The following is a 25334-nucleotide window of genomic DNA, read 5'->3' as shown; positions in this document are numbered from 1 at the left end:
GTTGCATCGGGATTATTCAACAAACGCAATGACGGCAGACGATGAGGACGGTTTTATAGGGTGATGATTTCACTCAAAACGGACCGCTATGTCGCAGATGATCTTGAAAACACGCCGGTTCACCTGGCCCGCCATCAGGCTAAACGGCTGGCCCCTGCTGCTGCCGGCGCTGATCGCGCTGCTGTGGCACATCGCCGCCGCAGAGCGCTGGATGCCGGAGCAAATTCTGCCCGCCCCGGCGGTCGTCGCCGAGACCGCGCTGTCGCTCCTCAGCGGCGATCTGCTGGCGCAATGGGGGGTTAGCCTTCAGCACCTGGCCGTCGGGCTGCTGCTGGGTGTGGCGGCGGGTACTCTGCTGGGGGCGGTGTTTGGTCTCGTACCGGCCGCGGCCCAGCGGATAGAGCCGCTATTTTATGCCCTGGCGCAGATCCCCACCCTGGGCTGGATCCCGCTGTTTATGGTGTTGTTTGGCATCGATAACGGCCTGAAGCTGGCGGTTATTGTCAAAACCACTCTTGTCCCGATGACCATCAATACCCAGATGGCGGTCACCAGCGTCTCGCCAGCGCTGGGGGAAGCAGCGCAGGTGATGAATTTTTCCCGCTGGCAGCGACTGCGCTGGCTGGTTATCCCCGCGAGCCTGCCGGGCTGGTTTACCGGCCTGCGGCTGGCGTTATCTCAGGCCTGGGTGTCGCTGATCGTTGTCGAGCTGCTGGCCTCGTCGGAAGGGATCGGCTACCTGATGGTCTGGGGTCGCCAGCTGTTTCAGCTGGATATCGTCTTCGTCACCATCGCGGTGGTGGGGCTAAGTGGGTTGTTGATGGAGTGGGCGGCCAACCGGGTCTATGCCCGGCTGGTCTTCTGGCCGCAGGCCGCTGCCGGGCGGCTGGCCTGGAAGCCGCAGGCCAGCTGGCATGCATGCCAGTTGCCGCTGATCCTGCTGGTGCTGTGGCAGTTGGCCAGCCATCGGGGCTGGATCGACGGCACATTGTTCTCTTCGCCGCTGGCGGTGGCGCAGCGCTTTATGGCCGGAGCGGTCAGCGGGGAACTGCCCGCCGCGATGCTGGCCAGTCTGGGGCGGGCCTTTGCCGGCGGTACGCTGGGGATTGCTATCGGGCTGCTGTGCGGTTTGCTGCTGGCCCTGCGTCCACGCGCCGGGCAGATATTGACTCCGACGCTGAACATTCTGCGCCATATCGCGCTTTTTGCCTGGCTGCCGCTGCTGACGGCGTGGGTGGGTAATGATAACGGCGGCAAAATCGTGTTTATCGCCCTGGCTTCTTTCTTCCCGATGTTTTTCAGCACCTTGCAGGCCGTCAGCCAGCGCGATCCGCAGCTCGATGAAGTGGCGAAGGTGCTGAGTTTTGGCCCGCTGACTCGCCTGCGGGCGCTGATTTTACCGGGGGCGGCGCCGGGTATATTTGCCGGTCTGCGCCTGGCGTTGATTTATGCGTGGCTGGGCAACATCGGCGCGGAATATTTCATGTCCTCCGGGACCGGTATCGGCAGTCTGATGATCAATGCCCAGCAGTTGCTGGATATGCCGACCATTCTCTGCGGCATGGTGCTGATTGGTATCACCGGCGCGGTGCTGGATAAAGCCGGACGTTTACTGGAATCTCGCGTCACCCGCTGGCGCCAACAGGAGCAACGATGACTGTCTCGACCCTGGTCTCTTTTCGCCACGTGCGTAAATCCTGGCAACAGGTGACGGCACTCCAAAACTTCAGCCTCGATATCGCCGCCGGCGAGTTGGTGGTGCTGGTTGGCAGCAGCGGCTGCGGCAAATCTACGCTGCTGCGGATGTTGATTGGCCTTGAGCCGGTGACGCAGGGGGAAATTCGCATCAACGGCGAGCCGGTACGCGGCGTGGGCAAAGAGCGCGGCATCGTCTTTCAGGAGCCGCGGCTGTTTCCATGGCTGACGGTGATCGACAACGTGATGCTGGGCCTCGCGGATGAAAAGCTGAGTCGCGGGATGAAGCGCCAGCGCGCGCTGGCGATGCTGGAGCGCGTACAGCTACAGGAGTTCGCCCATACGCTGCCCGCCCGGCTTTCCGGCGGGATGGCCCAGCGGGTGGCGATTGCCCGTGGACTGATCGCCCGGCCGCAAATTCTGATGCTTGATGAGCCTTTCGGCGCGCTGGATGCCCTGACGCGCCATACCCTGCAGCAGGAACTGCTGCATATTCATCGCAGCACGGGGACCACCACGCTGCTGGTGACCCACGATGTGGAAGAGGCGGTGGCGCTGGCCGACAGAGTAGTGGTGTTGTCTCCTCGTCCTGGACGGATACGTGAGGTGGTGACGCTGGCGCTCCCCCACCCGCGACAGCGCGATGATGAGTCGTTTTCCGCCGCCTGCCGCCAGATTCGTACCTTGATTACTTGTGCCTGATTTGACTATTTAAGGAGTGACAATATGGGACATCCTTCCGTCTACCCGACCGGCGCTACGCTTTACGATCCGCAGCGCGCATGGAGCGGCTATACCGTTTTTCAGGCCACCGAACGCGGGGCGATTCTGGTCGATATGAATGGCAACGTAGTCCGCGAATGGCCCGAGCTGCACGGTTTTCCGAACAAGATCCTGCCCGGCGGGACGATTCTGGGCCACAGCGGCGAACGTGATCCCCGCTACGGCATGCAGGATATGCTCGACCTGATTCAGGTGGACTGGGAAGGCAATATCACCTGGAAATTTGACCGCTATGAACAGGTGAGCGACCCGGGTCATGCGCCGCGCTGGATGGCGCGCGCGCACCATGATTATCAGCGCGCCGGGAATCCGGTGGGCTATTACGCGCCGGGGCTGGAGCCGCAGGTTGACGGCGGTAACACCTTAATTCTGGCCCACACCAACCTGGTGAACGAAGCGATTTCCGACAAGCTGCTGCTCGATGACACCATCATTGAAGTCGACTGGCAGGGCAATGTGGTGTGGGAATGGCGCTGCAGCGATCATTTTCACGAGCTGGGTTTTGACGATGCGGCGCGCGCGGCGCTGCACAATAACCCCAACATGCGCGCCAGCGGCGGCGGGATGGGTGACTGGATGCACATCAACTCCATGTCGGCGCTGGGGCCGAACAAATGGTATGACGCCGGCGATTCGCGTTTTCATCCTGACAACATTATCTGGGACGCGCGTGAATCTAACATTATCGCCATTATCGATAAACAGAGCGGCAAGATCGTCTGGCAGCTTGGCCCGGACTACAGCACACCGCAGCTGAAGCATCTGGGCTGGATTATCGGCCAACACCATGCGCATATGATCCCCCAGGGATTACCGGGGGCGGGCAATATTCTGATCTTCGATAACGGCGGCTGGGCCGGGTACGGCGCCCCCAATCCGGCATCGGCGGACGGGGTGAAAAATGCCTGGCGCGACTATTCGCGGATCCTTGAGATCAACCCGCTGACGCTCGATATCGAATGGCGCTACTCGCCGTATGAGGCGGATCTACCGCAGCCAACCGACTCATATCGGTTCTATAGCCCGTATATCAGCAATATGCAGCGCCTGGAAAACGGCAATACCCTCATCAACGAAGGTTCCAACGGCCGCATTTTTGAAGTGACCCGCGACCATGAAATTGTCTGGGAGTATATTTCGCCATTCTGGGGCAAGACGTTGAATAACAATATGGTTTACCGCGCCTACCGTATTCCGTATGCCTGGATCCCGCAGCTGACGCAGCCGTCCGAAGTCCCGATTGCGGCGGTTGACGTGCGCACGTTGCGCCAGCCCGGCGCCGCCGCGGCAGGCCCGGCGCAGAGCGTGGTGCGCGTTGCCGGCGTGCAACCCTACAGTAAAAGCGCCGATGCGCTGTGCGTGGCGACCGATAACGATACTCTGCGTCGCAGCCCGAAACTGTTCCGCGTGGCGGAGAGCCGGTTCACCCCGCTGAGCGCGGAAAGCGAATTACATAGCGCGTCTACACTGCTGCTGTTCGTCGGCGCCGAACGTTGCGTGCACTGCCGTAAGCTGTGGCAACTGCTGCGTCAGACGAGCGTCGCCAGTCACCTGGCGACGCTGGAGACGCGCTATCTGGATGCCGATCGCCACCAGGAACTGGCGACAGCGCTGGGGGTCCGTGGTTTACCTGCGCTGCTGGTGGTGAAATCGGGTCAACCGACGGCGCGGGCCCCGGCGGATCTTTCCGTGGAAAGCCTGCTGGACTGGCTACAGAGCGCGGCGCTGTAATCCGGTCTGGAAAGGGCAGTGAGCCGCATCCGGTGCGATGTACTGGCTGCCCGTTGGCTGACGCCTCTGCCGGATCGCTGGCATGCGCGGAGTTACCCGCTGTTGTCGCTGGCGGTACTGTTGGCGCTAAGCCTCTGGGATAACCGTGCGGCGATATGTTGCCATGTTTCACGGTATATCGCCGCTAATCTGCCCGTTTTCCCTCTCTTTTTGCTACCCTTTGTCCGGTGCGCAGGCGAGTCATTCTCCTGTCATCTTGCTTAAGCATGCTCTGGCGAGCCAATTTTGCTGATTAGGGAAAATAATGATGGCCAAAAATCTGACGATTTTCGATCTGGATAATACCTTGATTAAGGGCGACAGCAGCACGGTATGGAGCCGGTTCCTGGTGCGCGAAGGGTGGGTGAGCGATCCGGCGTATCTGGCGCGGGAAGCGACGCTGATGGACGATTACGATCGCGGTGAAATGAATATCGCCGACTACGTGGCCCTGATTCAGGCTCCGCTGATCGGCGTGCCGAAGCCGGAAGTGGACTCTCTGCTCGCGCGCTGCGTGCGCGAAGAGATTGTGCCGCGCGTTTATCCGCAGGCGTGGGACCTCATTCGTACTCTCCAGGCGGGAGGCGAACAGATGTTGGTTATCTCGGCGTCGGTCAGCCTGCTGGTGCAAGCGGTAGCGGCGGAGCTGGGGATTGAGGAGGCGTTAGGTATCGATGTGGAGATGGCCGATGGCTGTTATAGCGGGGTGATTGCCGGGACGCCAAGCTATCAGCAGGGGAAAGTCGTGCGTCTGGCGCAGTGGCGACAGGCGCATCCCGCGTATTCTGGTGAGGTGACCTTCTATACCGATTCGATAAACGACTTGCCGCTGTGTCTGCATGCCGACCATGTCCGGCTGGTTAACCCGTGCCCGCAGCTGGCGGCGGCGAATGCCAGCCACAACTGGCCAGTGCTGGAGTGGCGGCTGTGATTTTCCCCGGAGGCGGTGCTACGCACCTGTCCGGGCTACGGGCCGGGTGCTGCGGTGGTTAACTACCGCTGGCGCGGGCACGATAATCTGGCGTGTTGATGACTTCCCGGAGGCGGTGCTACGCACCTGTCCGGGCTACGGGCCGGGTGCTGCGGTGGTTAACTACCGCTGGCGCGGGCACGATAATCTGGCGTGTTGATGCCTTCCCGGAGGCGGTGCTACGCACCTGTCCGGGCTACGGGCCGGGTGCTGCGGTGGTTAACTACCGCTGGCGTGGGCACGATAATCTGGCGTATTGATGCCTTCCCGGAGGCGGTGCTGCGCACCTGTCCGGGCTACCAAACAGCATGAACCTGTAGCCCGGATAAGCGCAGCGCGATCCGGGAAAAGCTAATCGGCTTTAAATAGCGGCACCACGCTACCGCCAATATAGCGGCGGCGTAACCACGCCGAGAGCGTATCCATCGCCATGACCACGACCACCAGCAGCAGGGTAATAAACATCACCACGTCCCAGTTCCACAGCCGCATGTTTTCCGCATAAATCAGGCCGATACCGCCGGCGCCGACAAAGCCTAACACCGCGGCGGAACGGGTATTCGACTCAATCTGATACAGGCTCAGCGCCAGAAACGTCGGGAAAGACTGGGTAAAAATGCCGAAGCGGTGTTTCTGCAGGCCATTCGCGCCCACCGCGGTCAGCCCGCGTCCCGGCGAGCGGTCAACCGCCTCATGCCCTTCCGCATACAGCCGCCCGAGCAACCCGGTATCCTGCATAATAATCGCCAGCACCCCGGCCAGCGGCCCGAGGCCCACGGCGCGGACGAAAATCAGCCCCCAGATAGCCATATCAATGCCGCGCAGCACGTCAAACAGGCGGCGCATCAGCAGAGCGATAAATCCGGGAATCAACCCGCGCATAATATTACGCGCCGCGAGGAAAGAGAGCAGCAGCGCAATCACCGTCGCGGTCAGGGTCCCGACGAAGACAATCGCCAGAGTGATGCCGATCTGCGTGAAATAGTAGGCAAACGGCCAGTTGAAAAAGTCGTGCCAGACGAACATCCGCAGCAGATAACGGCCGATTTGCTGCAGACCGGTAGTGAGCTGCTCGCCGCTGATGCCAAACTGGGTAAAAAACCAGACGTAGTAAAGCAGGCCCGCCAGCGTCAGCAGACCGACGAAGCGCAAATAGCGCCCCTGGGCTTGATACAGTTGCCGATGCTGCCGACGGCTGGCGGCGACATCCGGTTGGCTCTGCCATTGACTCATTTTTTACCCTCAAGAACCCACTGTCGCAGGCGACCGGACAGCATATCCAGCAGCGACACCACGATGATGATCAGCAGCAGCGTGATGCTGACCTGATCGTAACGATCCAGCTTGATGTTGGTCATCAGCTCCTGACCGATCCCGCCGGCGCCCACCAGCCCAAGAATGGTTGACGAGCGAAAGTTAATCTCCAGACGCATAAAGCCGTAGGAGAGAAAAATCGGTTTGACCTGCGGCCACAGCGCGAAGCGAATGCGCTGGACAGGCGAAGCCCCGCAGGCCATCAGGCCGCGTACCGGTTTGTCCTGTGCGCTTTCCACCGCTTCGTAAAACAGCTTAGTCAGGCTGCCGATGGTGTGCAGCATCAGGGCCAGAAACCCGGGAATGGCGCCGATGCCGAAGGCCATCACGAAAATCACCGCCCACGCCAGCTCCGGCATAGTGCGTAAAAACGCCACCAGAACGCGGATGGCGAAACGCAGCGGCGGCGGCGACCAGGCGTTATTGGCGGCGAGGAACGCCAGCAGGGTGGCAATGACCACCGCAATCAGCGTGGACGCCAGCGCCAGTTGTAATGTTTCCCAGATAAGCGGCAGCTGAATCGGCAGACGATAGCCCCAGTAGGCCAGCGAGCCTTTGGTGTGGACATCGGCGAACAGCGTGCTGACGTGGAGCGTCGGCAGCGTCTCAAACATATAATCGAGAAAATTCGGCAGAGAGTGCCAGATGGTGAAGAGATTAAATTCAGCGGCGCTGCCGGCGGCGAAATACAGCACCAGCAGGAGCACCGACCAGCTAAAGGTATCGCGCTTTTGTCGCGCCCGTATCTGCTGGTAATAACGTTCAAATTCGGTGTTCGATATATTCATACGCGGGTCTTCAGGATGCCGCCGCCTCACGCGGACTGCCACGGAGGCGGCGTTGGGGCGAGATTAACGGGCGCTTACCAGCTCGCGTTTCATATCGATAATCTGCTGGAAGTCGGCCACGCTGCCCGGACCGATATGCTGAGTACCGCCCATCGCTTTCACAAAGCAGGCGTGGTTGTCGGTATCCAGCTTTTTGATAGCGGTGATGACTTTGGCTTTAAAGTCAGCCGGCAGCGCGTTGCTGACCAGGATCGGGCCGTTAGGGATCAGCGGCGATTGCCAGATGATACGGATCTGTTTCATCAGATCAGGATGATCCATACGAATCAGACGGTTGAAAGCACCAACGCTGTAGCCGCTGTTGTAGTCGCCGACCATCGAGGTCCAGGTGACCGCACCCGCGAACTGGCCGTTCAGCACGCCCAGGATGTCCTGCTCGTGGCCGCCGGAGAAGGTGACGCTGGAGAAGAAGTTGTTGTATTTGTTATCCGAAGTGCCGCCGAATTTCTGTTTGAAGGCGTGGTTCGGGATCAAATAGCCGGAAGTGGAGTCCGGGTCGGCAAAGCCGAATGCTTTACCTTTCAGATCTTCTAACTTCTTATACGGGCTGTCGGCTTTGACAATGACCACCGAGTGGTAGCCACGGGACTGATCTTTATCATCCACGGCGATACCAACAATATCGACCGCTTTCGGGTTATTGATATAAACCGAAGCGTAAGACGAAGGCGACATACTCAACACGACGTCCACTTTACCGCCCAGCAGACCCTGAATAACGCCGGAATAGTCAGAGGAGTTGCGTAATTTGGTATCGACGTTCAGCTCTTTGTCGAGAAACTGTTTTACACACTGGTTATCACCAATTTGCTGGGTGGCGTTCTGACCCCCCAGGATCCCCAGGTTTAATTCTTTTGGCTGTTCCGCAGCGCCAGCCTGCCATGCCATCATCATTCCCGCGACCGCGGCGGATATACGAACTGCACCAGTGATGTATTGTTTCATTATATTGTCCGTGTGAGTGGAAATTAATGCAATTGGCTAATTTCATCCCCGTACAGCCGATGCAGAATATCCTGAGTCAGCCGTAAGGGATGGTCGTCAAAAATAATGTTGCCCTTCGCTACGCCAATCACCCGCGTGCAATACTCTTTCACCAGTTCCACCGAGTGCAGGTTCACCATCACGCTGATGCCCTGTTCACTGATTTCGCGCAGTACGTTCATGATGCGCTGGGTGTTTTTCGGATCGAGAGAGGCGACAGGCTCATCGGCCAGCAAAATACCGGGGTTCTGCATCAGCGCGCGACAAATCGCCACGCGCTGCATCTGCCCGCCGGAGAGGTTTTCTGCCCGCTGCAGGGCATGGGGCAGCATATTCATCCACTCCAGCAGCGAGATGGCGCGCGCGCGGTCGGCGTCAGGGAAGATCTTAAACAGGGATTTCAGCGTGGAAGTCTGGCTCAGCCGGCCCAGCAGGACGTTGGTTAACACGTCAAGACGCGGCACCAGGCAGAAGTCCTGGAAAATCATGCCGCACTCGCTACGCCAGGCGTTCAGCGCGCGGCCTTTTAGCTTCGCCACATCGTGCGGCGTGCCCACTTCCGGGTAGCTGAGGATCTCACCGCTGGTGGCGCTGTGGGTGCCGTTCAGCACATGCAGCAGCGTCGACTTCCCGGCGCCGGAGCGGCCAATCACGCCCACCAGCTCGCCGGCATGCAGATCAAAACTGATGTTATCGAGTACGGTTTGCTGCGCGCTGTAAGACTTATTCAGGTTACGCACGCTTAAGACTTTCCGCTGCCGGTCGGTATTCGGCTGACCAAAATGCGGATAATCGGTTTCGGTTACCGCGGCAAGAGAACTATTCATAAGAGCGTCCAGATTCGTCATTAAACTGGGCACTATTAATGGTTTTTTATGTGATCGTTATATGACGGTAAGACGAAAAAACGGTGAACGGTGCGGTTATTGCGCGAGCAATGTCGCGCAATCCGTTGGGACGAAGGGCCAGACCGGCGGCGCAGGGGTGGATGCGCCGCCGTGTCTTAGGCGCGGGCGTAGCGCCGGAGATAGCGACGGTTAGCCAGCAGGCTCAGGCCGCAGCACAGCAGGTAATAGACCGCGCCGGTGAAGACAAAAATCGCCAGCGGGTAGATTTGTACCCGGTTATTGACCTGGCCGGCGACGGTGGTGAGCTCCGGCACGTTGACAATAAACGCCAGCGAGGTGTCTTTCAGCAGGTTGATAAAAATCCCGACCAGCGAGGGCTGAACATTGCGCAGCGCCTGCGGCAGCAGGATCACACGCAGCGCTTGCCCGGCAGAAAATCCCTGGGTTCGCGCCGCTTCAAATTGCCCGGCGGGCAATGACTGCAGCCCCGCCAGCACCGAGTGCATCACCGAGGCGGCGGTAAACCATGCCAGCGCCAGGGTGACGGTCACCGCCCCCGGCAGGTCGCTCCCGGTCAGCATCGGCAGCAGATACCAGAGCCAAAAAATGACGAAAATAAGCGGAATGCCGCGAATCAACTCCGCCCACAGGAACAGCAGCCGGCGCACCAGGCCGCCATAACGCCAGGCGGCGCCTGCCAGCAGAATACCGAGGGGAAGCGCCAGCGCCGCGGCGCCGAGCGCCATCATCAGCGTCAACGCCACGCCGCCGGGAATGCCGTCCGCCAGCCGTCCCCACAGCAGGTAATCGAGGTTATCGGCGATAACCGCCAGATTAGCGTTCATGCTGTGCGCTCCTGTGCTGCGTGTTGCCCGGACCCAGACGCGCCAGCGCCATCCCCATCACCACCCCAAGCGCCAGATACAGCGCCGTGCCGACGGCGAAGGCTTCCAGCGCGTGGGCGTTATAGCTTTCGATTTGCCGCACCTGGTAGGTCAGTTCGGCAAAGCCGATGCCGCTGGCCAGCGACGAGAGCTTCATCAGGTTCAGATACTGGCCGATAATCGGTTGCCAGGCGTTCGCCAGCCCCTGCGGCAGCAGAATATGACGCAGTTCGCCCCACGGCGTAAAACCCTGCGCAAGGGCAGCTTCCCGCTGACCGTGGCTGACGGCGCGCAGCCCGGAGGCGATCTCTTCGACCAGAAACGCCGAGGTGAATACCCCCAGCCCCCACATCGAGCAGAGAAACTCCGGGGTCAGCCACCAGACGTTACCCGGCAGAATGGACCAGGCGTGGTCGGCATTGATGAAATCTCGCGCCGTCAGCGGCAGCAGGTTCCAGGCGGCGAAATACCAGAACAGCAGTTGTACCAGCAGCGGCGTATTGCGAAACAGCGAGACCCAGCAGGCCACCAGCCCGAGTCCGGCGCGGCCGCTGCCTAAGCGCAGCGCCAGCAGCAGCACCGCCAGGAGCGTGGCCAGCACCATCCCGGCGAGGCTGACCCACACGGTGGTCAGAAAGCCGGAGATTATCCACTGCAGCGGCTGCCCACTCAGTACGCCGTGCCAGTCGAGACCCGGGGTCACTCGAGACTCTCCTGGTGCAGCGGATTGAGCACCTTTTGCAGAAAACGCCGCGTGCGGGCGTGCTGTGGCCGGGCGAAAAAGTCCGCCGGCGGCGCCACTTCGAGAATATCGCCACCGTCGATAAACACCACCCGGTCGGCAATTTCACGGGCAAACTGCATCTCATGCGTCACCACCACCATGGTAATGCCGCTGTGCGCCAGCTGCTTCATGACCAGCAACACTTCGCCGATCATTTCCGGATCCAGCGCCGAGGTGGGTTCATCGAAGAGAATAATTTGCGGCGACGAGGCGAGGGCGCGGGCAATGGCCACGCGCTGCTGCTGGCCGCCGGAGAGCTGGGCCGGCATCTGGCGGGCTTTATCCTCCAGCCCGACCTGTTGCAGCAGCGCCAGCGCGCGTTCGCGGGCGGCGGTTTTTTCCCAGCCGTGCACGCGCTCCAGCGCCAGGGTGATATTTTCCTGCGCCGTCAGATGGGCATAGAGGTTGAACTGCTGGAAAACAAAGCCCACGCGGCTGCGTAACTGACGCAGCGCGCTGTCCGTAAGGTGGCGAGTGGGTTTGCCGTCGATCAGAATCTCGCCTGCGCTAAGGGATTCGAGCTGATTGACCAGGCGGATCAGCGTTGATTTCCCCGATCCTGACGGCCCGAGGATCGCGACCACTTCCCCGGGTTCGACCTGTAGATTGATACCGTTGAGCACCTGATGGTCGCCGTAGCGTTTTGCCGCCTGGCGAAATTCTATACTGGCGCGCTGCAAATGCGAAAAATCCGCGGACGAAGCCGCGGAGCGTGAAAACAGACCCGATAACATATTATTTAGCTTCTATGGTAAACGCGCGCGGCTGTGGAGTTTTGGTGGCAGGGCCAAACCAGACATCATAGATTTTGGCGGCCTGGCCCGATTTTTCCAGATTGACCAGTTCGTCGTTGACTGCTTTCAGCAGCGCCGGTTCGCCTTTCTTGACGCCAACGCCAATCTCTTCTTTGCTCAGCAAATCGGGGATGATTTTAAAGTTGGCTTTGTCCGGCGCCTCTGCCAGCAGGCCGGCGAGAATGGTGCTGTCCTGGGTGATGGCCTGCACGTTACCGTTACGCAGGGCGGTCAGCGCCAGCGGGATATCGTCATAAGAGAGCACGCGTGATTGCGGGAAGCGCTGATGCAGCGCCTGTTCGCCGGTGGTGCCTTTTACCGCGCCGATGCGCGCTTTGCTGTAATCATCAAGCTTGTCCGCCGATTTCACCGGGACGAGGAACTGCTGGCCGGTAACGAAGTATGGTGTAGAGAAATCAATAACCTGTGCACGCTCCGGCGTAATGGTGATATCGGCGACGATCAGGTCGGCCTTACCGGATTGCAGCAGCGGGATACGGTTCGCCGGGTTAGTAGCGACCAGCTCCAGTTTTACGCCGAGCGATTTCGCCAGCGCCTGGGCGAAATCAACGTCATAGCCCACCAACTGGTGAGTTTTCGGGTCGACCGAACCAAACGGCGGGTTCGCATCGAAGGTGGCAACTTTTACCACGCCAGCGGCTTTGATATCTGCCAGCTGGTCTGCCTGAGCCTGGGCGGTCAGCGCCAGAATCCCCAGCGCCAGCGCGATTTTTGTTTTTGCAATGCGCATGATTATTTCCCCTGAATCCCTGTTTTTATGTTGTGGCTGTTACGCTCCCACAAACCGACCGTCTCCGACAAAGAAGAAAAAGTTCTTATCTATATCAAAAAAGAACTTAGAGATAGCGTGGGTATTTCCCCGGTGGCGCTGCGCTGACCGGGCTACGGGTTCGCCGCGATATTGTGGCTTTGTCGCCCGGACAGGCGCGCAGAGCCACCTCCGGGGCAGACTGGAATGAGGGGGATATGCGTCTTCCGGGATTGAAAACCCGGAATTGATATTTCCAGCCAGGCGCCTTCTGTGGTTGAAATACGTTCAGGCAAATTGCTTCCCGACGGAGGAGAAATGAAAGTAGCACTATGGCAACGATTAACGCGCTGGCTGGCTTTTTTATCTAACGGTGAAGCCGGGCAGCAGGATACCCAACGGATGATGGAGGCAATATTGCCGGTCGCCAGCCTTTACGGCGTGGATATCGGCAATGTTGAAACACGGTGGTTCCGTCATGATAAAACATACTGAGCGACGCAGGACGCGTGAAGCCTACTGGAACGAGGTGTGCTTTGTGTAGCGCGAGGCTGCTGGAGGTTGCGGCGAGCGGGATGCCATGCCGCAGCCTCCAGCAGCTTTAAATTTGTTGAACCCCCAGCGGTTTCACCCTGCCATGCAGCGCCGGGTTATCGCTCTCATCCTTAAGGCGCACGCCGGTCAGACGACGTAAAAAAGCCTGCTCCAGCAGCCACGCCAGCTTAAAGGCGGCGGCATCATAGTTCAGCCCGTCCGGGCGAATATTCGAAATACAGTTACGCTCCGACTCCAGCCGCTGACGATGCGGTTGCCAGGTCAGATAGACGCCAAGGCTGTCCGGCGAAGAGAGCCCCGGCCGCTCGCCGATTAATATCGCCACCGCTCTGGCCTTCAGCGTTTCGCCAATATCATCCCCCAGCGCCACCCGGGACTGATGGGCAAGCACCACCGGCGCGAGGCTGATGCCCAGCGTGTGCAGATAGGGCAGCAGCGCGCGAATCAGCGGCAGGGCCTGACGATGCACGGCATATGAGGAGAGCCCGTCGCCAATCACCAGCAGCAGATCCGCCGGACGCACGCCGCTGGCGGCGAGATCGGCGCGGCTGGCCTCATCCAGCCGCCGCCCGAGATCGGGACGGTTAAGATAAATATGCCGATCGCTGGCGGCGCTGCGCACCGTGAGCGTCGAGAGGCCCAGTTCCGCCAGCGGCGCTTCCAGCTGCTCGCTTTCAAACGGCCGGTGGATGGCGTCGCGCGCCCGGGCATGAGCCAGACCAAAGTTGAGCACTTCGCGCGTCGGCAGGCTGGCGCCGCTGCGCCCCAGCGCAATGCGCGCATCGGTAAATTCACGCAGCGGGTTCCAGGCGTCGGGGGGATTCATACCGGTTCTCCTTGCGGCAGGACGGACAGCAGCGGATGGCGGGCATCGGTCAGACGCAGGGTGCCATCCGGGTCGATAATGCGCATTTTCGCCAGCCAGGCGGCAAACTCCGGGGCGTGCTTCAGGCCGAGCAGGCGACGGGCGTACAGCGCATCGTGAAACGAGGTGCTCTGATAGTTGAGCATGATATCGTCCGCGCCCGGCACGCCGATTAAGAACGTCAGTCCGGCGGTGCACAGCAGAGTCAGCAGCGTATCCATATCATCCTGATCCGCTTCGGCGTGGTTGGTGTAGCAGACGTCGCAGCCGATCGGCAGCCCCATCAGCTTGCCGCAGAAGTGATCCTCCAGACCGGCGCGGATGATCTGCTTACCGTCGTAGAGATATTCCGGGCCGATAAAACCGACCACCGTATTGACCAGCAGTGGGTCGAAGTGGCGAGCCACGGCGTAGGCGCGCGCTTCGCAGGTCTGCTGATCGACGCCGTGATGCGCATTGGCGGAGAGGGCGCTTCCCTGTCCGGTTTCGAAATACATCACGTTATTGCCCAGTGTGCCGCGATTAAGGCTCAGCGCCGCCTCGCGCGCCTCCTGCAATAAGGCCAGATTAATACCAAAGCCGCTGTTGGCCGCTTCCGTGCCTGCCACCGACTGGAACACCAGATCGACCGGCGCGCCGCGCTCAATCAGCTGCAGGGTGTTGGTGACGTGGGTCAGAATGCAGGACTGGGTAGGGATGGCGAAGCGCTGAATAATATCGTCGAGCATATGGTTGAGCTGCGCCAGCACCGGCAGGCTGTCGCTGGCCGGGTTAATGCCGATCACCGCATCGCCCGCGCCGTACAGCAGGCCGTCAAGCATGCTGGCGGCAATGCCCTTCATATCATCCGTCGGGTGATTAGGCTGCAGGCGGACGCTAAGGTGGCCCGGCAACCCTATCGTATTGCGAAAACGGGTAATGACCTGGCACTTACTGGCGGCGAGGATCAGATCCTGATTGCGCATCAGCTTGCTGACTGCCGCCGCCATTTCCGGCGTTATCGCCCGCGCGACCTGCTGCAGGGTGGCGGTATCGATGGCGTCATCCAGCAGCCAGTCGCGAAAATCGCCGACCGTCAGGTGGCGAATGGCGGCGAAGCCACCGCTGTCGTGGGTGTCGATAATCAGCCGGGTGACTTCGTCCTGTTCATACGGGATCGGCGGGTTAGCCAGAATCTCGCTTAGCGGGACATCCGCCAGCGCGATTTTCGCCGCCATGCGCTCCTCGGCGCTCCCGGCGATCACGCCCGCCAGCGCATCGCCGGATCGCGCCGGCGACGCTTTCGCCATCAGCGTTTTCAGACTATCAAAGCGCCAGACCTGGCCTGATAGCGTTGTTTTATACATGTCGCCTCCTCAGGAGACAATGCGCAGCTGTGGATCCGCCGGCGCACGTTCGCGGGAGGATGCGGTTTTGCGAAACCATAGATAGCCTCCCAGCATCATCGCCGCGAAAATCAGCGCCAGCAGCGGGTTATACCAGACCATCGCCACCAGACAGAGTACCGCCATCGCCAGGGCGAAGGCCGGTGCCCACGGGTAGAGCGGCGCGCGGAACGGACGAATCAAATTCGGCTCGCTGCGGCGCAGCTTAAACAGCGCCGCCATCGAGGTGATATACATAACAATAGCGCCAAATACCGACATGGTGACGATACAGGCGGTCAGCGGCATCCCGCTGATGGTGATCAGCGAGTCGGAGAAAATGGCCGCGATACCGACCACACCGCCGGCGAGGATCGCCAGATACGGCGTGCGGGTGCGGCGGTTGAGGGTGGCAAGACGGGCAGGGAGATAGCCCGCCCGCGCCAGCGAGTAGATCTGCCGGGAATAGCCCATGATAATGCCGTGAAACGAGGCCACCAGACCGAACAGACCCAGCCATACCAGCATATGCAGCCAGCCGCTGCTGGTGCCAACCACCATTTTCATTGCCTGCGGCAGCGGGTCGTTGATGTTAGCCAGGGTGCGCCAGTCGCCGACGCCCCCGGCAAACACCATCACGCCGATGGCCAGTACGGTGAGGGTCAGAATACCGCCGCCCAGCGCGCGCGGGATGGTACGCTGCGGGTCTTTGGCCTCTTCCGCGGCCATCGATGCGCCTTCAATCGCCAGAAAGAACCAGATAGCAAAGGGAATCGCGGCAAACATCCCCGGCAGCGCCAGGCCGCTGAAACTCTCTGCCCCGGCCCAGCCGTTGGCGGTAAAGTGGCTCCATGAGAAGCCCGGCGCCACCACGCCCATAAACACCAGCAGCTCGAAAATCGCCAGCAGGGTGACGATCAGCTCGAAGGTGGCGGCAATGCCGACGCCGAGGATGTTCAGCGTCATAAAGATAACGTAGGCGCCGCAGGCGACCCATTTGGGGTCCAGCGCCGGGAACTGGACGTTAAGATAGGCGCCGATCGCCATGGCAATCGCCGGAGGGGCAAAGACAAACTCAATCAGGGTGGCGAAACCGGCAATAAAGCCGCCGGTGGGGCCGAATGCGCGGTAGGCGTAAGCGAATGGCCCGCCCGCGTGCGGAATGGCGGTGGTCAGCTCGGTAAAGCTAAAGATAAAGGCGCAGTACATGGCGGCAATCGCCAGCGCGACAATCATAAAGCCCAGGGTCCCGGCCTGCGACCAGCCGTAGCTCCAGCCAAAATACTCACCTGAAATCACCAGCCCGACGGCTATCCCCCATAAACGGAAACTGCCGAGCGTTCTTTTTAGCGTTGTGGTTTGCTCTGTCATTGTCGATGCCTCGCCAGATAAAGTTACCCGGCTCACCACGCTATTTTATTTGCCAGTTTAGGCCTGGGCAGTGCGCAACAAAATACGAGAGTATTTTGAACGCCCTTTAGGGCGGCCCGCAGGGTGAGCGCAGCGAATAAATCCTCACGTACTACGTGTACGTGAGGATTTATTCGCTGTCGATGCTCAAACTGCCTGCAAATAATGACGGCTGGTGAGCCTGGTATTTCAGTTATGTGGAGGCTTGCAAAGAGAGTGCCAGGTCATACCACGGATAAACGCGGTGCTTTAAGCAAACGACGATCAAAAAAAGGGCAGACCACACCTGGCGAAAGAGTCGCAGTGGTGCAGCTGCCCGCAAATGTGGCGTGAGGGGGGCAGCACGGCGCCGGCGTTTTTTTTTGCTCCATTGAGCCAGGCCGCTTTGCAATTTAGCAGTGGTCGCGGTATAAGGAATGTCTTATCTGGATGTTTAGATGTCTATACGCCCATGAGGTCAAATGCAAACAACACAACAACAAGGTGGGCAGCTTAAGCGCACCATGAAGACGCGCCACCTGATCATGCTGTCGCTGGGCGGCGTCATTGGCACAGGGTTATTCTTTAATACCGGCTATATTATCTCCACGACCGGTGCGGCGGGTACGCTGCTGGCCTATCTGATCGGCGCGCTGGTGGTCTGGCTGGTGATGCAGTGCCTGGGCGAGCTGTCGGTGGCGATGCCGGAAACCGGCGCTTTTCACGTCTATGCCGCACGCTATCTCGGTCCGGCGACCGGTTATACCGTGGCGTGGCTCTACTGGCTGACCTGGACCGTGGCGCTCGGTTCAAGCTTTACCGCCGCCGGGTTCTGCATGCAGTACTGGTTTCCGCAGGTGCCGGTGTGGGTCTGGTGCGTGGTGTTCTGCGCGGTGATTTTCGCCCTCAACGTCATCTCCACACGCTTCTTTGCCGAAGGCGAATTCTGGTTTTCGCTGGTGAAAGTCGTCACCATTATTGCCTTTATCATTCTTGGCGGTGCCGCCATCTTTGGCTTTATCCCGATGCAGGATGGCTCACCGGCGCCGGGGCTGCACAACATTACCGCCGAAGGCTGGTTCCCTCACGGTGGGCTGCCGATTCTGATGACCATGGTGGCGGTGAATTTCGCTTTCTCCGGTACCGAGATTATCGGTATCGCCGCCGGCGAGACGCAAAACCCGCATCAGGTCATCCCGGTCGCTATCCGCACGACCATCGCGCGACTGATTATCTTTTTTATCGGCACCGTTTTTGTGCTGGCGGCGCTGATCCCGATGCAGCAGGCGGGGGTGGAAAAAAGCCCGTTTGTGCTGGTGTTCGAAAAGGTGGGTATCCCCTATGCGGCAGACATTTTTAACTTTGTGATTCTCACAGCTATTCTCTCTGCGGCGAATTCCGGGCTGTATGCGTCCGGGCGGATGCTGTGGTCGCTGTCGAACGAAAAGACGCTGCCGGCCTGTTTTGCCAAAGTGAACAAGAACGGCGTGCCGCTGATCGCGCTGTCGGTCAGTATGCTGGGCGGTGTACTGGCGCTGTTTTCCAGCGTTGTGGCGCCGGATACGGTCTTTGTCGCGCTGTCGGCGATTTCCGGTTTTGCGGTGGTGGCGGTCTGGCTGAGCATCTGCGCAGCGCACTTTATGTTCCGTCGCCGCCACCTCCAGCAGGGCAAAGCGCTGAGCGAACTGCACTATCGCGCGCCGTGGTATCCGCTGGTGCCGGTGCTGGGCTTTATTTTGTGCCTGGTGGCCTGCATTGGCCTCGCCTTTGACCCCAGCCAGAGAATTGCGCTGTGGTGCGGGATCCCGTTCGTCGCCCTGTGTTATGGTGCGTACTATCTGACTCGTTCACGGACATTGACCCAGGAGCCTCAACATGTCGCAGAATAATCCGTTAACCGCCATCCTGGACGCACAGCCCTTTATCTTGCTGGACGGCGCGATGGCGACGGAGCTGGAAGCGCGCGGCTGCAATCTCGCCGACAGTCTGTGGTCGGCGAAAGTGCTGGTCGACAACCCGGAGCTTATCCGCGAGGTCCACCTCGACTATTTCCGCGCCGGTGCGCAGGTGGCGATCACTGCCAGCTACCAGGCCACCCCGGCGGGGTTTGCCGCCCGTGGGCTGGATGAAGCGCAGTCGAAGGCGCTGATCGGTAAGAGCGTTGAACTGGCGCGCAAGGCTCGGGAAGCGTATCTTGCCGAAAACCCGCAGGCGGGCGCGCTGCTGGTTGCCGGTTCGGTCGGGCCGTACGGCGCGTATCTTGCCGATGGTTCGGAGTATCGCGGCGATTATGTCCGTAGCCACGAAGCGTTTCAGGCGTTCCACCGTCCGCGCGTGGAAGCGCTGCTGGACGCCGGCGCCGATCTGCTGGCCTGTGAAACTATGCCCAATGTTGCCGAGATTAAGGCGCTGGCAGAGCTGCTGACCGTGTACCCTCGCGCGCGGGCGTGGTTCTCGTTTACCCTGCGCGATGCGCAGCATCTCAGCGACGGCACGCCGCTGCGGGAAGTGGTTGCCGTGCTGGCAAACTACCCGCAGGTGGTGGCGCTGGGGATTAACTGTATCGCGCTGGAAAACACTACCGCGGCGCTGGAGCATCTGCATAGCCTGACGGCGCTGCCGCTGGTGGTTTACCCCAACTCCGGCGAGCATTATGACCCGGTGACCAAGACCTGGCACCATCACGGTGAAGCCTGCGCCACCCTGGCAGGTTATTTGCCGCAATGGCAGGCTGCGGGCGCGAAGCTGATTGGTGGCTGTTGCCGCACGACGCCGAAGGATATCGCTGAATTGAACGCGCAGCGCTGAGTTTGTGCCGGGTGGCGCTGCGCTTACCCGGCCTACAAGGTATCCAACCCCCAGGCGCGTCACCCGTCCTGCAACGTACACGAACCGTAGGCCGGGTAAGGCGAAGCCGCCACCCGGCGTCAGTTACGCCGCATCGGCCAGCACAAACATCCCGTACGGATGGATGTCGAGGTAACACAGCTCACCCGACCGGCTGCCGAACCGCCAGCGCGGTGGCGCGATGCTCACCCGACCCGCAACGTACACGAACCGTAGGCCGGGTAAGGCGCAAGCCGCCACCCGGCGTCAGTTACGCCGCATCGGCCAGCACAAACATCCCGTACGGGTGGATTTCGAGATAATACTGTTCGCCGACGTCCGGTTGCAGCCGCGTCGCATTTACCTGCAATAGGATCTCCTGCCCGTGCCACTCCACCGTCACCTCATACTGCGGCCCCATATAGGCCACGTGGCGGATGGTGCAGCGCTGGCTCTCCTCGCCGCGATCGCTCAGGGTAATCGCCTCCGGACGTACGCCGACGCTGCCTTCGCCCTGGGCGGCAAAATGCGGCGGTCTCGGCAGCCGATAGCCGTAGATATCGACAAAATCCTCGCTGAAGGCGGCCGGGAACAGGTTGGCATCGCCCATAAAACTCGCCATAAAGCGCGATGCGGGCTGACGATAAAGATCCTGCGGCGAGCCGATCTGCATGATATGCCCCTTGTTCATCACCAGCACGGTGTCGGACACCGCAAAGGCTTCGCTCTGATCGTGGGTCACGTACAGCGAGGTGATATCAAACTGCTTTTGCAGCTCGCGGATCTTATCGCGCATACTGCGCCGCAGGTTGGCGTCGAGGTTACTCAACGGCTCGTCAAACAACAGTACCTTCGGTTTGAGGATCAGCGCGCGCGCCAGCGCCACACGCTGCTGCTGACCGCCGGAGATCTGATCGACATAGCGGTCCTCGAATCCTTCCAGATCGACCATCGCCAGCGCTTCTTTCACCCGCGCTTTCACTTCGCTGCGCGACACGCCCAGCATCTTCAGACCGTAGCCGACGTTATCCCCCAGCGACATATGCGGGAACAGGGCGTAAGACTGAAACACCATGCAGATATCGCGCTGCTGAATCGAGCGATGGGTAACGTCTTCGCCGTCGATAAAAATCTGCCCTTCGCTCGGTTTTTCCAGCCCGGCCACCAGGCGCAGAATCGTGGTCTTGCCGCAGCCGGACGGACCAAGCAGCGTCACCATTTGCCCCTGTGGGATGGTGAGATTGATTGTGTCGATGACCGTGTTGCTGCCGAATCGCTTGGTGACGTTGCGCAGCTCAACAAAATTTTTCTGACTCATAGTGCGCTCCATTACGCCTGGTTTTTGGCTTTAGACCGGGAGATACGCGCTTCCCCAATCAGCCAGTCAAAGATGAAAATAATCGCCAGCATCACCACGATCAGAATCGACCCGTAGGCGATCGCCACGCCGTATTCGCCGTCTTCCACGCGGTTGAGGATGTAGGCGGTGGCGACACGGGTATCCGGCGTGACGAGGAACACAATGGCGCTGACGGTGGTAATGGCGCGCACAAAGCTGTAGATCAGCGCCGAGAGAATAGCCGGACGCAGCAGCGGCAGCAGAATGTGCGTAATGGTGCGTAGGCTCCCGGCGCGCAGGCTGAGCGAGGCTTCATCCAGCGATTTGTCTATCTGCCCTAAGCCCGCGATCCCGGCGCGAATACCGACCGGCACGTTACGCATCACCATCGAGATAATGACAATCGCCGCGGTTCCCGTCAGGTACACCGGGGCGCTGTTAAAGGCCAGGATGTAGGAAACACCTGCCACGGTGCCCGGCACCGCGAAGCACAGCATAGTGGTAAACTCGATGGTCTTTTTGCCTTTAAACTGCTGGCGCACCACGATCCAGGCGATCAGCAGGCCGAAGGCGGCGGTGATCGGCGCGGCGATCCCGGCGTAGAGCAGGGTATCGAGCAGCGAAGGCCATGCGCCGTCGCTCATCCCCTGACCGAACAGCTTGATGAAGTTATCCAGCGTCAGGGTGTAGTCCACGCCCCAGTTAACGGTAAAACTGCCGTAGAAAATGCTGCCGTAGAGCAGGGCGTTGAAGGCCACCCACACCGCCAGAATAGCGATCACGCCCCAGACCAGCGTCACCGGCAGCGGCTGTACGTCGCCGCGATAGGATTTACCGGAGACCGTGACGTAGGAGCGCTTGCCGATCCACATATACTGAATGCAGAACACCAGCAGCGAGAACAGCAGCAGGAACGCGCCCAGCGTGCTTGCCGCCTGATAATCGAGCTGTGAACCGGTGATATAGAAGTAGATCTGCGTCGCCAGCACATCGAAGTTGCCGCCGAGCACCAGCGGGTTGCTGAAGTCGGCCAGCGACTGGACGATGACGATTAAAAACGCATTCGCCAGCGCCGGTTTCAGCAGGGGGACAAACACGCCGTTAAACGTCTGCCAGCGACTGGCGCGCAGGGTGTACGACGCCTCTTCCAGCGACGGATGAATGGTTTTAATGGCCCCGTCGAGGATCATAAAGGCCATTGGGGTAAACGCCAGCACCTGCGCCAGCCAGATGCCGGTAAACCCGTACAGCCAGTTGGTATTGGTCAAACCGAACCACTCGACCATCAATTCGGTGACGTAGCCGGAACGGCCCATCATCAGGGTGACGCCGAGGCCGACGACGAACGGCGGGGTGACGATCGGCAGAATCGAGAAGATGCGGCCGATAACGGCGCTGCGTTGAGCGATGCGGGTGGTGTAAATCGCCAGCACCAGGCCGAAGAAAGTGCAGCCGATGCCTACCGCAATTGACAGCGCGATTGAGTTGAGGATCACCTGAATGATATGCGCCTGCGATAGCACATTCATAAACGCCAGCGGGGCAAACTCGCCGGCGTCGTTGGTGAACATCGGGATGAAAATGGCGATGCTCGGCCAGACGATAAAGACGCCGATTAACGCCACGATGGTGACCAGCGAACCGATCACAAAGCGGTCGCCGCCCAGCCATTCGAGGCGGGTGAGCGCCAGGGTCATGACAGCCCCCAGCGCGACAAACAGCACGATAGTGGCGTAGCCTAACCCGCGCCCTTCAACGGTGGCGCTGATGACGATAAACGCCATACATAACAACGCCCAGCCCGCGTCGAGGTAGTGGCGGCTGCGCTGCTCCCGCGCGGCTTCCTGCCATGGACGAAGCAGCAGCAGGCTCGGTAAGAGATACCACAGCCAGCTGACATTCAACTGCGACCAGCCGTAGGCCGCGACGATTTCATCGCTCGTGGATTCCAGCAGGCCGTAATCCAGGCTCCAGCTCGGCAGCAGGGCGAACGCCAGCCAGCCGAACAAAACCCAAAGGAATATCGCATCCCGTTTTTTCCCGGGATGGAGTGCAAGTGTGTGTGACATACGTTTTCCGCTGTTCAATCCCGAACAGGCCGGATAAGCGTGAGCGCCATCCGGCATTCAGGGTGACGATGATTGCCGGGTGGCGGCGTTGCCTTACCCGGCCTACGTAACCTTAACGTCAGGAAGTCATGGTGTGGGCTTATTTACCCATTTTCACTTCGCTGACCCATTTATTGATCAACGCTTTACGGACGTCGGTTGAGCCGTATTTATCCATGTCGTAGTTGATAAGCTTCAGGTCGTCGAGCTTCAGCGAGTTCGGCGAGGTTTCGGCGCTGGTGTTGGTCAGGATCTGATAGGATTTGCCCTTTTTCCACGCCAGCTCCTGGGCCTCTTTTGACAGCACCCAGTCGACGAACAGTCTGGCGTTGTCGAGGTTGCGCGCGCCCTTGAGGATGCTGACGCCGCCAATTTCATAGCCGGTGCCTTCGCACGGTGAGATCAGCTCCAGCGGCGCGCCCTGTTCTTTTTCCAGCGAGTAGTCATGCAGGAAGCCGATGCCGATGGCGGTTTCACCACGGGCGGCGTTGCGCGCCGGGGCGATACCGGATTTGGTGTACTGCGAGACGTTGGCGTTGAGCTGTTTCAGGTAATCAAAGGCCTGGTCTTCTCCCCACAGCTGGGCGAAGGTCGCCAGCGCGGTATAGGCGGTGCCGGAGCTTTGCGGGTCGGCTATCTGGATTTCGCCTTTGTATTCCGCTTTCGTCAGATCCTTCCAGCATTTTGGCACCGGCAGGTTTTTCTCTTTCAGACGCTGGGTGTTCACGCCGAAGCCGAGGATGCCGACGTACACCGCCGAGGAGTAGTTGCCTTTCAGCTTCGCCGGATCGCGGAACTGCGCCATCACCTGCGCAAGATTGGGCGACTTATAGGGTTGCAGCAGACCCATTTCACCGGCCTGGGACTGCGGATCGAGGGTACCGCCGTACCAGACATCGGCCTGCGGGTTTTTCTTCTCGGCATCGACTTTCGCCAGCGTGCTGCCGGAGCCGTTGCGGATAAACGAGGTTTTCACGTCATATTTTTCGCCGAAGGCTTTGGTTTCGGCTTCACACATTTCGTTGGTGGCGCTGCAATAGACCACCAGACGACCTTTGGCCTGCGCCGCGCCGCTTAATGTCGCCAGCGCAATGCCGGAAGCTATCAGGGTAGTGAGCAGAGTTTTTTTCATTATTTTATCCTTTGAGCAGCAGAGGTAGTAATGCTCGCCATCAGCAGCGGCATCAGCAATAAACCCATCAGTACCGCGGCGACCGAGAGCAAACTGAACATCCCCGACCAGCCGTAGCGTTCAATGACCAGCGACAGAGGCCAGCCCGCCAGCGCTGCCCCCAGATAGGCGAACAGGCCGAGAAATCCGCTGATTGAACCCGCCGCCGCTTTGTGTCCGCACTCCACCGCCGCGAGGCCAATCAGCATTTGCGGGCCAAAAACGAAGAAGCCCACCGTAAAGAAACAGACTGCCAGCAGCGCGTAGTGATGCACCGGCGCCAGCCAGAGGGCGGCGACGGAGACCATCAGCCCCAGGGTGAACAGCAAAATCATCGGCGCCCGCTGGCCGCTGAACAGCAGATCCGACCCCCAACCGGCGAACAGCGCGCCAAGCAGGCCGCCCGCTTCAAACAGCATCACCGTGGCATTGGCGCTGAGTAAATTGACGCCGTGGCTCTCGGTTAGCCAGATGTTGCCCCAGTCGTTGAGCGCAATACGGATCAGGTAGACCAGCACGTAAGAGACGCCCAGCAGCCAGATCATGGAGTTCTTCAGCATCGTGGTACGCAGCATCTGCCACAGTCCCATCGGCGGGCTTTGCTGCTCCTGACGCAGTTCTAAGGGGTCGTTACGCCAGGTGCCCACTGACGGCAATCCCTCTTCCTCTGGCGTGCCTTTCAGTTGCAGCGTTAACCAGATTCCCAGAGCCATGCTGATTATCCCTGGCATCAGCATCGCCGCCTGCCAGCCCCACCAGTGGGCGGCAAAGGCGCTAATCAGCGGGATAATCGCCCCGCCAATGTTGATAGACATATTCCAGCAGCCCCACCAGAAGCCGCGTTCGTTGCGCGAATACCAGTGGGTCAGCAGGCGGGCGCAGGGCGGCCATCCCCAGCCCTGAAAGAAGCCGTTCAGCGTCCAGACCGCCAGCAGCAGTGGTAACGACTCGCCAAAGGCGAACACCACGTTCAGCAGGCCGGTGGCGAACAGGCCTGCGCCCATAAACCCGCGCTGCCCGTGGCTGTCATGCCACAGCCCGGCGGTAAATTTCGACAGGCCGTAGGCCAGGTAAAACAGCGACCCCAGCAGGCCGATATCGCCTTTATCCAGCCCCAGATCCGTTTGCAGCGCCGGTAGCACGTAGTTGACGCTTTTACGCGTCAGATAAAACGCGGCATAGCCGATCACCATGTACATCAGCAATTGTGGACGCAGCGTCCGGTAATGTTGGGTGATGTCGCTTGCTGAGCGTGCGTGCATGGCCGTCTCCGT

Annotated in this window: 23 protein-coding genes; 8 read left to right on the top strand and 15 right to left on the bottom strand. The window is 60.0% G+C overall.

Annotation, left to right across the window (positions count from 1 at the left end; translation table 11 throughout):
* The first annotated feature begins 88 nt into the window (after nucleotides 1–88).
* The 5 genes from Electrica_RS20075 (at nucleotide 89) to Electrica_RS28490 (ending at nucleotide 5478) form a co-directional block, all read left to right on the top strand.
* A complete protein-coding gene (locus Electrica_RS20075) occupies nucleotides 89–1657 on the top strand; it encodes an ABC transporter permease (RefSeq protein ID WP_131049946.1) in 1569 nt (522 codons plus the stop codon).
* Nucleotides 1654–2397 (top strand): ABC transporter ATP-binding protein, encoded by a 744-nt coding sequence (locus Electrica_RS20070; RefSeq protein ID WP_131049945.1) that lies wholly within the window; start codon nucleotides 1654–1656, stop codon nucleotides 2395–2397. The genes Electrica_RS20075 and Electrica_RS20070 overlap by 4 nt, the downstream gene beginning before the upstream one ends.
* A 24-nt stretch (nucleotides 2398–2421) precedes the next feature.
* Nucleotides 2422–4209 (top strand): aryl-sulfate sulfotransferase, encoded by a 1788-nt coding sequence (locus Electrica_RS20065; protein WP_141965252.1) that lies wholly within the window; start codon nucleotides 2422–2424, stop codon nucleotides 4207–4209.
* A gap of 307 nt (nucleotides 4210–4516) precedes the next feature.
* The gene (locus Electrica_RS20055; RefSeq protein WP_142255926.1) at nucleotides 4517–5179 is read left to right on the top strand and encodes an HAD family hydrolase; all 663 of its coding nucleotides are present in this window, start codon (nucleotides 4517–4519) and stop codon (nucleotides 5177–5179) included.
* Between the two features lie 146 nt (nucleotides 5180–5325).
* Nucleotides 5326–5478: a hypothetical protein gene (locus Electrica_RS28490; RefSeq protein ID WP_167686252.1), complete on the top strand. Its 153-nt coding sequence runs from the start codon at nucleotides 5326–5328 to the stop codon at nucleotides 5476–5478.
* A 91-nt stretch (nucleotides 5479–5569) separates the two neighbouring features.
* On the opposite strand, the gene phnE (Electrica_RS20050) is transcribed toward Electrica_RS28490, so the two are convergent.
* The 8 genes from phnE (Electrica_RS20050) to Electrica_RS20015 all read right to left on the bottom strand — a co-directional run bounded on the left by phnE (Electrica_RS20050) (nucleotide 5570) and on the right by Electrica_RS20015 (nucleotide 12425).
* Nucleotides 5570–6451, bottom strand: coding sequence for a phosphonate ABC transporter, permease protein PhnE (gene phnE / locus Electrica_RS20050; protein ID WP_141965251.1), 882 nt, complete (start codon nucleotides 6449–6451; stop codon nucleotides 5570–5572).
* The gene (gene phnE, locus Electrica_RS20045) at nucleotides 6448–7320 is read right to left on the bottom strand and encodes a phosphonate ABC transporter, permease protein PhnE (protein ID WP_131049943.1); all 873 of its coding nucleotides are present in this window, start codon (nucleotides 7318–7320) and stop codon (nucleotides 6448–6450) included. Before phnE (Electrica_RS20045) ends, phnE (Electrica_RS20050) begins: the two co-directional genes overlap by 4 nt.
* Before the next feature lie 63 nt (nucleotides 7321–7383).
* The gene (gene phnD / locus Electrica_RS20040; RefSeq protein ID WP_131049942.1) at nucleotides 7384–8325 is read right to left on the bottom strand and encodes a phosphonate ABC transporter substrate-binding protein; all 942 of its coding nucleotides are present in this window, start codon (nucleotides 8323–8325) and stop codon (nucleotides 7384–7386) included.
* Between the two features lie 23 nt (nucleotides 8326–8348).
* Nucleotides 8349–9191, bottom strand: coding sequence for a phosphonate ABC transporter ATP-binding protein (gene phnC, locus Electrica_RS20035; RefSeq protein ID WP_100686545.1), 843 nt, complete (start codon nucleotides 9189–9191; stop codon nucleotides 8349–8351).
* 176 nt (nucleotides 9192–9367) lie between these two features.
* On the bottom strand, nucleotides 9368–10057 hold the full coding sequence (locus Electrica_RS20030) for an amino acid ABC transporter permease (protein ID WP_141965250.1): 690 nt from the start codon (nucleotides 10055–10057) through the stop codon (nucleotides 9368–9370).
* Nucleotides 10047–10799: an amino acid ABC transporter permease gene (locus Electrica_RS20025; protein ID WP_141965249.1), complete on the bottom strand. Its 753-nt coding sequence runs from the start codon at nucleotides 10797–10799 to the stop codon at nucleotides 10047–10049. The genes Electrica_RS20030 and Electrica_RS20025 overlap by 11 nt, the downstream gene beginning before the upstream one ends.
* Nucleotides 10796–11614 (bottom strand): amino acid ABC transporter ATP-binding protein, encoded by an 819-nt coding sequence (locus Electrica_RS20020; RefSeq protein ID WP_141965248.1) that lies wholly within the window; start codon nucleotides 11612–11614, stop codon nucleotides 10796–10798. Before Electrica_RS20020 ends, Electrica_RS20025 begins: the two co-directional genes overlap by 4 nt.
* Nucleotide 11615: 1 nt before the next feature.
* Nucleotides 11616–12425, bottom strand: coding sequence for an ABC transporter substrate-binding protein (locus Electrica_RS20015; protein ID WP_131049938.1), 810 nt, complete (start codon nucleotides 12423–12425; stop codon nucleotides 11616–11618).
* Between the two features lie 336 nt (nucleotides 12426–12761).
* Between Electrica_RS20015 and Electrica_RS20010 the strand changes: the two genes are divergently transcribed.
* Nucleotides 12762–12938: a hypothetical protein gene (locus Electrica_RS20010; protein WP_015585065.1), complete on the top strand. Its 177-nt coding sequence runs from the start codon at nucleotides 12762–12764 to the stop codon at nucleotides 12936–12938.
* A 106-nt stretch (nucleotides 12939–13044) separates the two neighbouring features.
* Here Electrica_RS20010 and eutC read toward each other — a convergent pair whose 3' ends face one another.
* From eutC to eat, 3 genes are read right to left on the bottom strand one after another with little or no spacing between them, the layout of a single operon-like run.
* A complete protein-coding gene (gene eutC / locus Electrica_RS20005; protein WP_100686636.1) occupies nucleotides 13045–13824 on the bottom strand; it encodes an ethanolamine ammonia-lyase subunit EutC in 780 nt (259 codons plus the stop codon).
* Nucleotides 13821–15209, bottom strand: coding sequence for an ethanolamine ammonia-lyase subunit EutB (locus tag Electrica_RS20000; protein WP_141965247.1), 1389 nt, complete (start codon nucleotides 15207–15209; stop codon nucleotides 13821–13823). Before Electrica_RS20000 ends, eutC begins: the two co-directional genes overlap by 4 nt.
* Nucleotides 15210–15218: 9 nt before the next feature.
* Complete coding sequence (eat, locus tag Electrica_RS19995) at nucleotides 15219–16598, bottom strand: ethanolamine permease (RefSeq protein WP_100686634.1); 1380 nt, start codon at nucleotides 16596–16598, stop codon at nucleotides 15219–15221.
* A gap of 500 nt (nucleotides 16599–17098) precedes the next feature.
* On the opposite strand from eat, the gene mmuP reads away from it, so the two are divergent.
* Nucleotides 17099–18505, top strand: a complete 1407-nt coding sequence (gene mmuP, locus Electrica_RS19990; RefSeq protein WP_141965246.1) for an S-methylmethionine permease — start codon at nucleotides 17099–17101, stop codon at nucleotides 18503–18505.
* The gene (mmuM, locus tag Electrica_RS19985; RefSeq protein WP_141965245.1) at nucleotides 18492–19424 is read left to right on the top strand and encodes a homocysteine S-methyltransferase; all 933 of its coding nucleotides are present in this window, start codon (nucleotides 18492–18494) and stop codon (nucleotides 19422–19424) included. Before mmuP ends, mmuM begins: the two co-directional genes overlap by 14 nt.
* Before the next feature lie 289 nt (nucleotides 19425–19713).
* Here mmuM and fbpC read toward each other — a convergent pair whose 3' ends face one another.
* The 4 genes from fbpC to uhpC form a co-directional block, all read right to left on the bottom strand.
* Nucleotides 19714–20760: a ferric ABC transporter ATP-binding protein gene (gene fbpC, locus Electrica_RS19980; RefSeq protein WP_100683043.1), complete on the bottom strand. Its 1047-nt coding sequence runs from the start codon at nucleotides 20758–20760 to the stop codon at nucleotides 19714–19716.
* An 11-nt stretch (nucleotides 20761–20771) separates the two neighbouring features.
* Nucleotides 20772–22850 carry an ABC transporter permease gene (locus Electrica_RS19975; protein WP_141965244.1) on the bottom strand — a complete coding sequence of 693 codons (2079 nt, stop codon included), beginning with the start codon at nucleotides 22848–22850 and terminating at the stop codon, nucleotides 20772–20774.
* Nucleotides 22851–22989: 139 nt separating this feature from the next.
* Entirely contained in the window at nucleotides 22990–24021 is a 1032-nt protein-coding gene (locus tag Electrica_RS19970; protein ID WP_131049932.1) for an ABC transporter substrate-binding protein, read from the bottom strand.
* A complete protein-coding gene (gene uhpC, locus Electrica_RS19965) occupies nucleotides 24021–25322 on the bottom strand; it encodes an MFS transporter family glucose-6-phosphate receptor UhpC (RefSeq protein ID WP_100683045.1) in 1302 nt (433 codons plus the stop codon). The genes Electrica_RS19970 and uhpC overlap by 1 nt, the downstream gene beginning before the upstream one ends.
* Nucleotides 25323–25334: the final 12 nt, after the last annotated feature.

Source organism: Klebsiella electrica (assembly GCF_006711645.1).
Lineage (GTDB): Bacteria > Pseudomonadota > Gammaproteobacteria > Enterobacterales > Enterobacteriaceae > Klebsiella > Klebsiella electrica.
The sequence above is the reverse complement of the archived record's forward strand: the minus strand, read 5'-3'. Positions and strand labels throughout refer to the sequence as shown.

Bases quoted from the DNA above. Each gene is read 5' to 3' on its own strand.
- Electrica_RS20075 (WP_131049946.1), top strand. From the start codon at position 89: ATGTCGCAGATGATCTTGAAAACACGCCGGTTCACCTGGCCCGCCATC.
- Electrica_RS20070 (WP_131049945.1), top strand. From the start codon at position 1,654: ATGACTGTCTCGACCCTGGTCTCTTTTCGCCACGTGCGTAAATCCTGG.
- Electrica_RS20065 (WP_141965252.1), top strand. From the start codon at position 2,422: ATGGGACATCCTTCCGTCTACCCGACCGGCGCTACGCTTTACGATCCG.
- Electrica_RS20055 (WP_142255926.1), top strand. From the start codon at position 4,517: ATGGCCAAAAATCTGACGATTTTCGATCTGGATAATACCTTGATTAAG.
- phnE (WP_141965251.1), bottom strand. From the start codon at position 6,451: ATGAGTCAATGGCAGAGCCAACCGGATGTCGCCGCCAGCCGTCGGCAG.
- phnE (WP_131049943.1), bottom strand. From the start codon at position 7,320: ATGAATATATCGAACACCGAATTTGAACGTTATTACCAGCAGATACGG.
- phnD (WP_131049942.1), bottom strand. From the start codon at position 8,325: ATGAAACAATACATCACTGGTGCAGTTCGTATATCCGCCGCGGTCGCG.
- phnC (WP_100686545.1), bottom strand. From the start codon at position 9,191: ATGAATAGTTCTCTTGCCGCGGTAACCGAAACCGATTATCCGCATTTT.
- Electrica_RS20030 (WP_141965250.1), bottom strand. From the start codon at position 10,057: ATGAACGCTAATCTGGCGGTTATCGCCGATAACCTCGATTACCTGCTG.
- Electrica_RS20020 (WP_141965248.1), bottom strand. From the start codon at position 11,614: ATGTTATCGGGTCTGTTTTCACGCTCCGCGGCTTCGTCCGCGGATTTT.
- Electrica_RS20015 (WP_131049938.1), bottom strand. From the start codon at position 12,425: ATGCGCATTGCAAAAACAAAAATCGCGCTGGCGCTGGGGATTCTGGCG.
- Electrica_RS20010 (WP_015585065.1), top strand. From the start codon at position 12,762: ATGAAAGTAGCACTATGGCAACGATTAACGCGCTGGCTGGCTTTTTTA.
- eutC (WP_100686636.1), bottom strand. From the start codon at position 13,824: ATGAATCCCCCCGACGCCTGGAACCCGCTGCGTGAATTTACCGATGCG.
- Electrica_RS20000 (WP_141965247.1), bottom strand. From the start codon at position 15,209: ATGTATAAAACAACGCTATCAGGCCAGGTCTGGCGCTTTGATAGTCTG.
- eat (WP_100686634.1), bottom strand. From the start codon at position 16,598: ATGACAGAGCAAACCACAACGCTAAAAAGAACGCTCGGCAGTTTCCGT.
- mmuP (WP_141965246.1), top strand. From the start codon at position 17,099: ATGCAAACAACACAACAACAAGGTGGGCAGCTTAAGCGCACCATGAAG.
- mmuM (WP_141965245.1), top strand. From the start codon at position 18,492: ATGTCGCAGAATAATCCGTTAACCGCCATCCTGGACGCACAGCCCTTT.
- fbpC (WP_100683043.1), bottom strand. From the start codon at position 20,760: ATGAGTCAGAAAAATTTTGTTGAGCTGCGCAACGTCACCAAGCGATTC.
- Electrica_RS19975 (WP_141965244.1), bottom strand. From the start codon at position 22,850: ATGTCACACACACTTGCACTCCATCCCGGGAAAAAACGGGATGCGATA.
- Electrica_RS19970 (WP_131049932.1), bottom strand. From the start codon at position 24,021: ATGAAAAAAACTCTGCTCACTACCCTGATAGCTTCCGGCATTGCGCTG.
- uhpC (WP_100683045.1), bottom strand. From the start codon at position 25,322: ATGCACGCACGCTCAGCAAGCGACATCACCCAACATTACCGGACGCTG.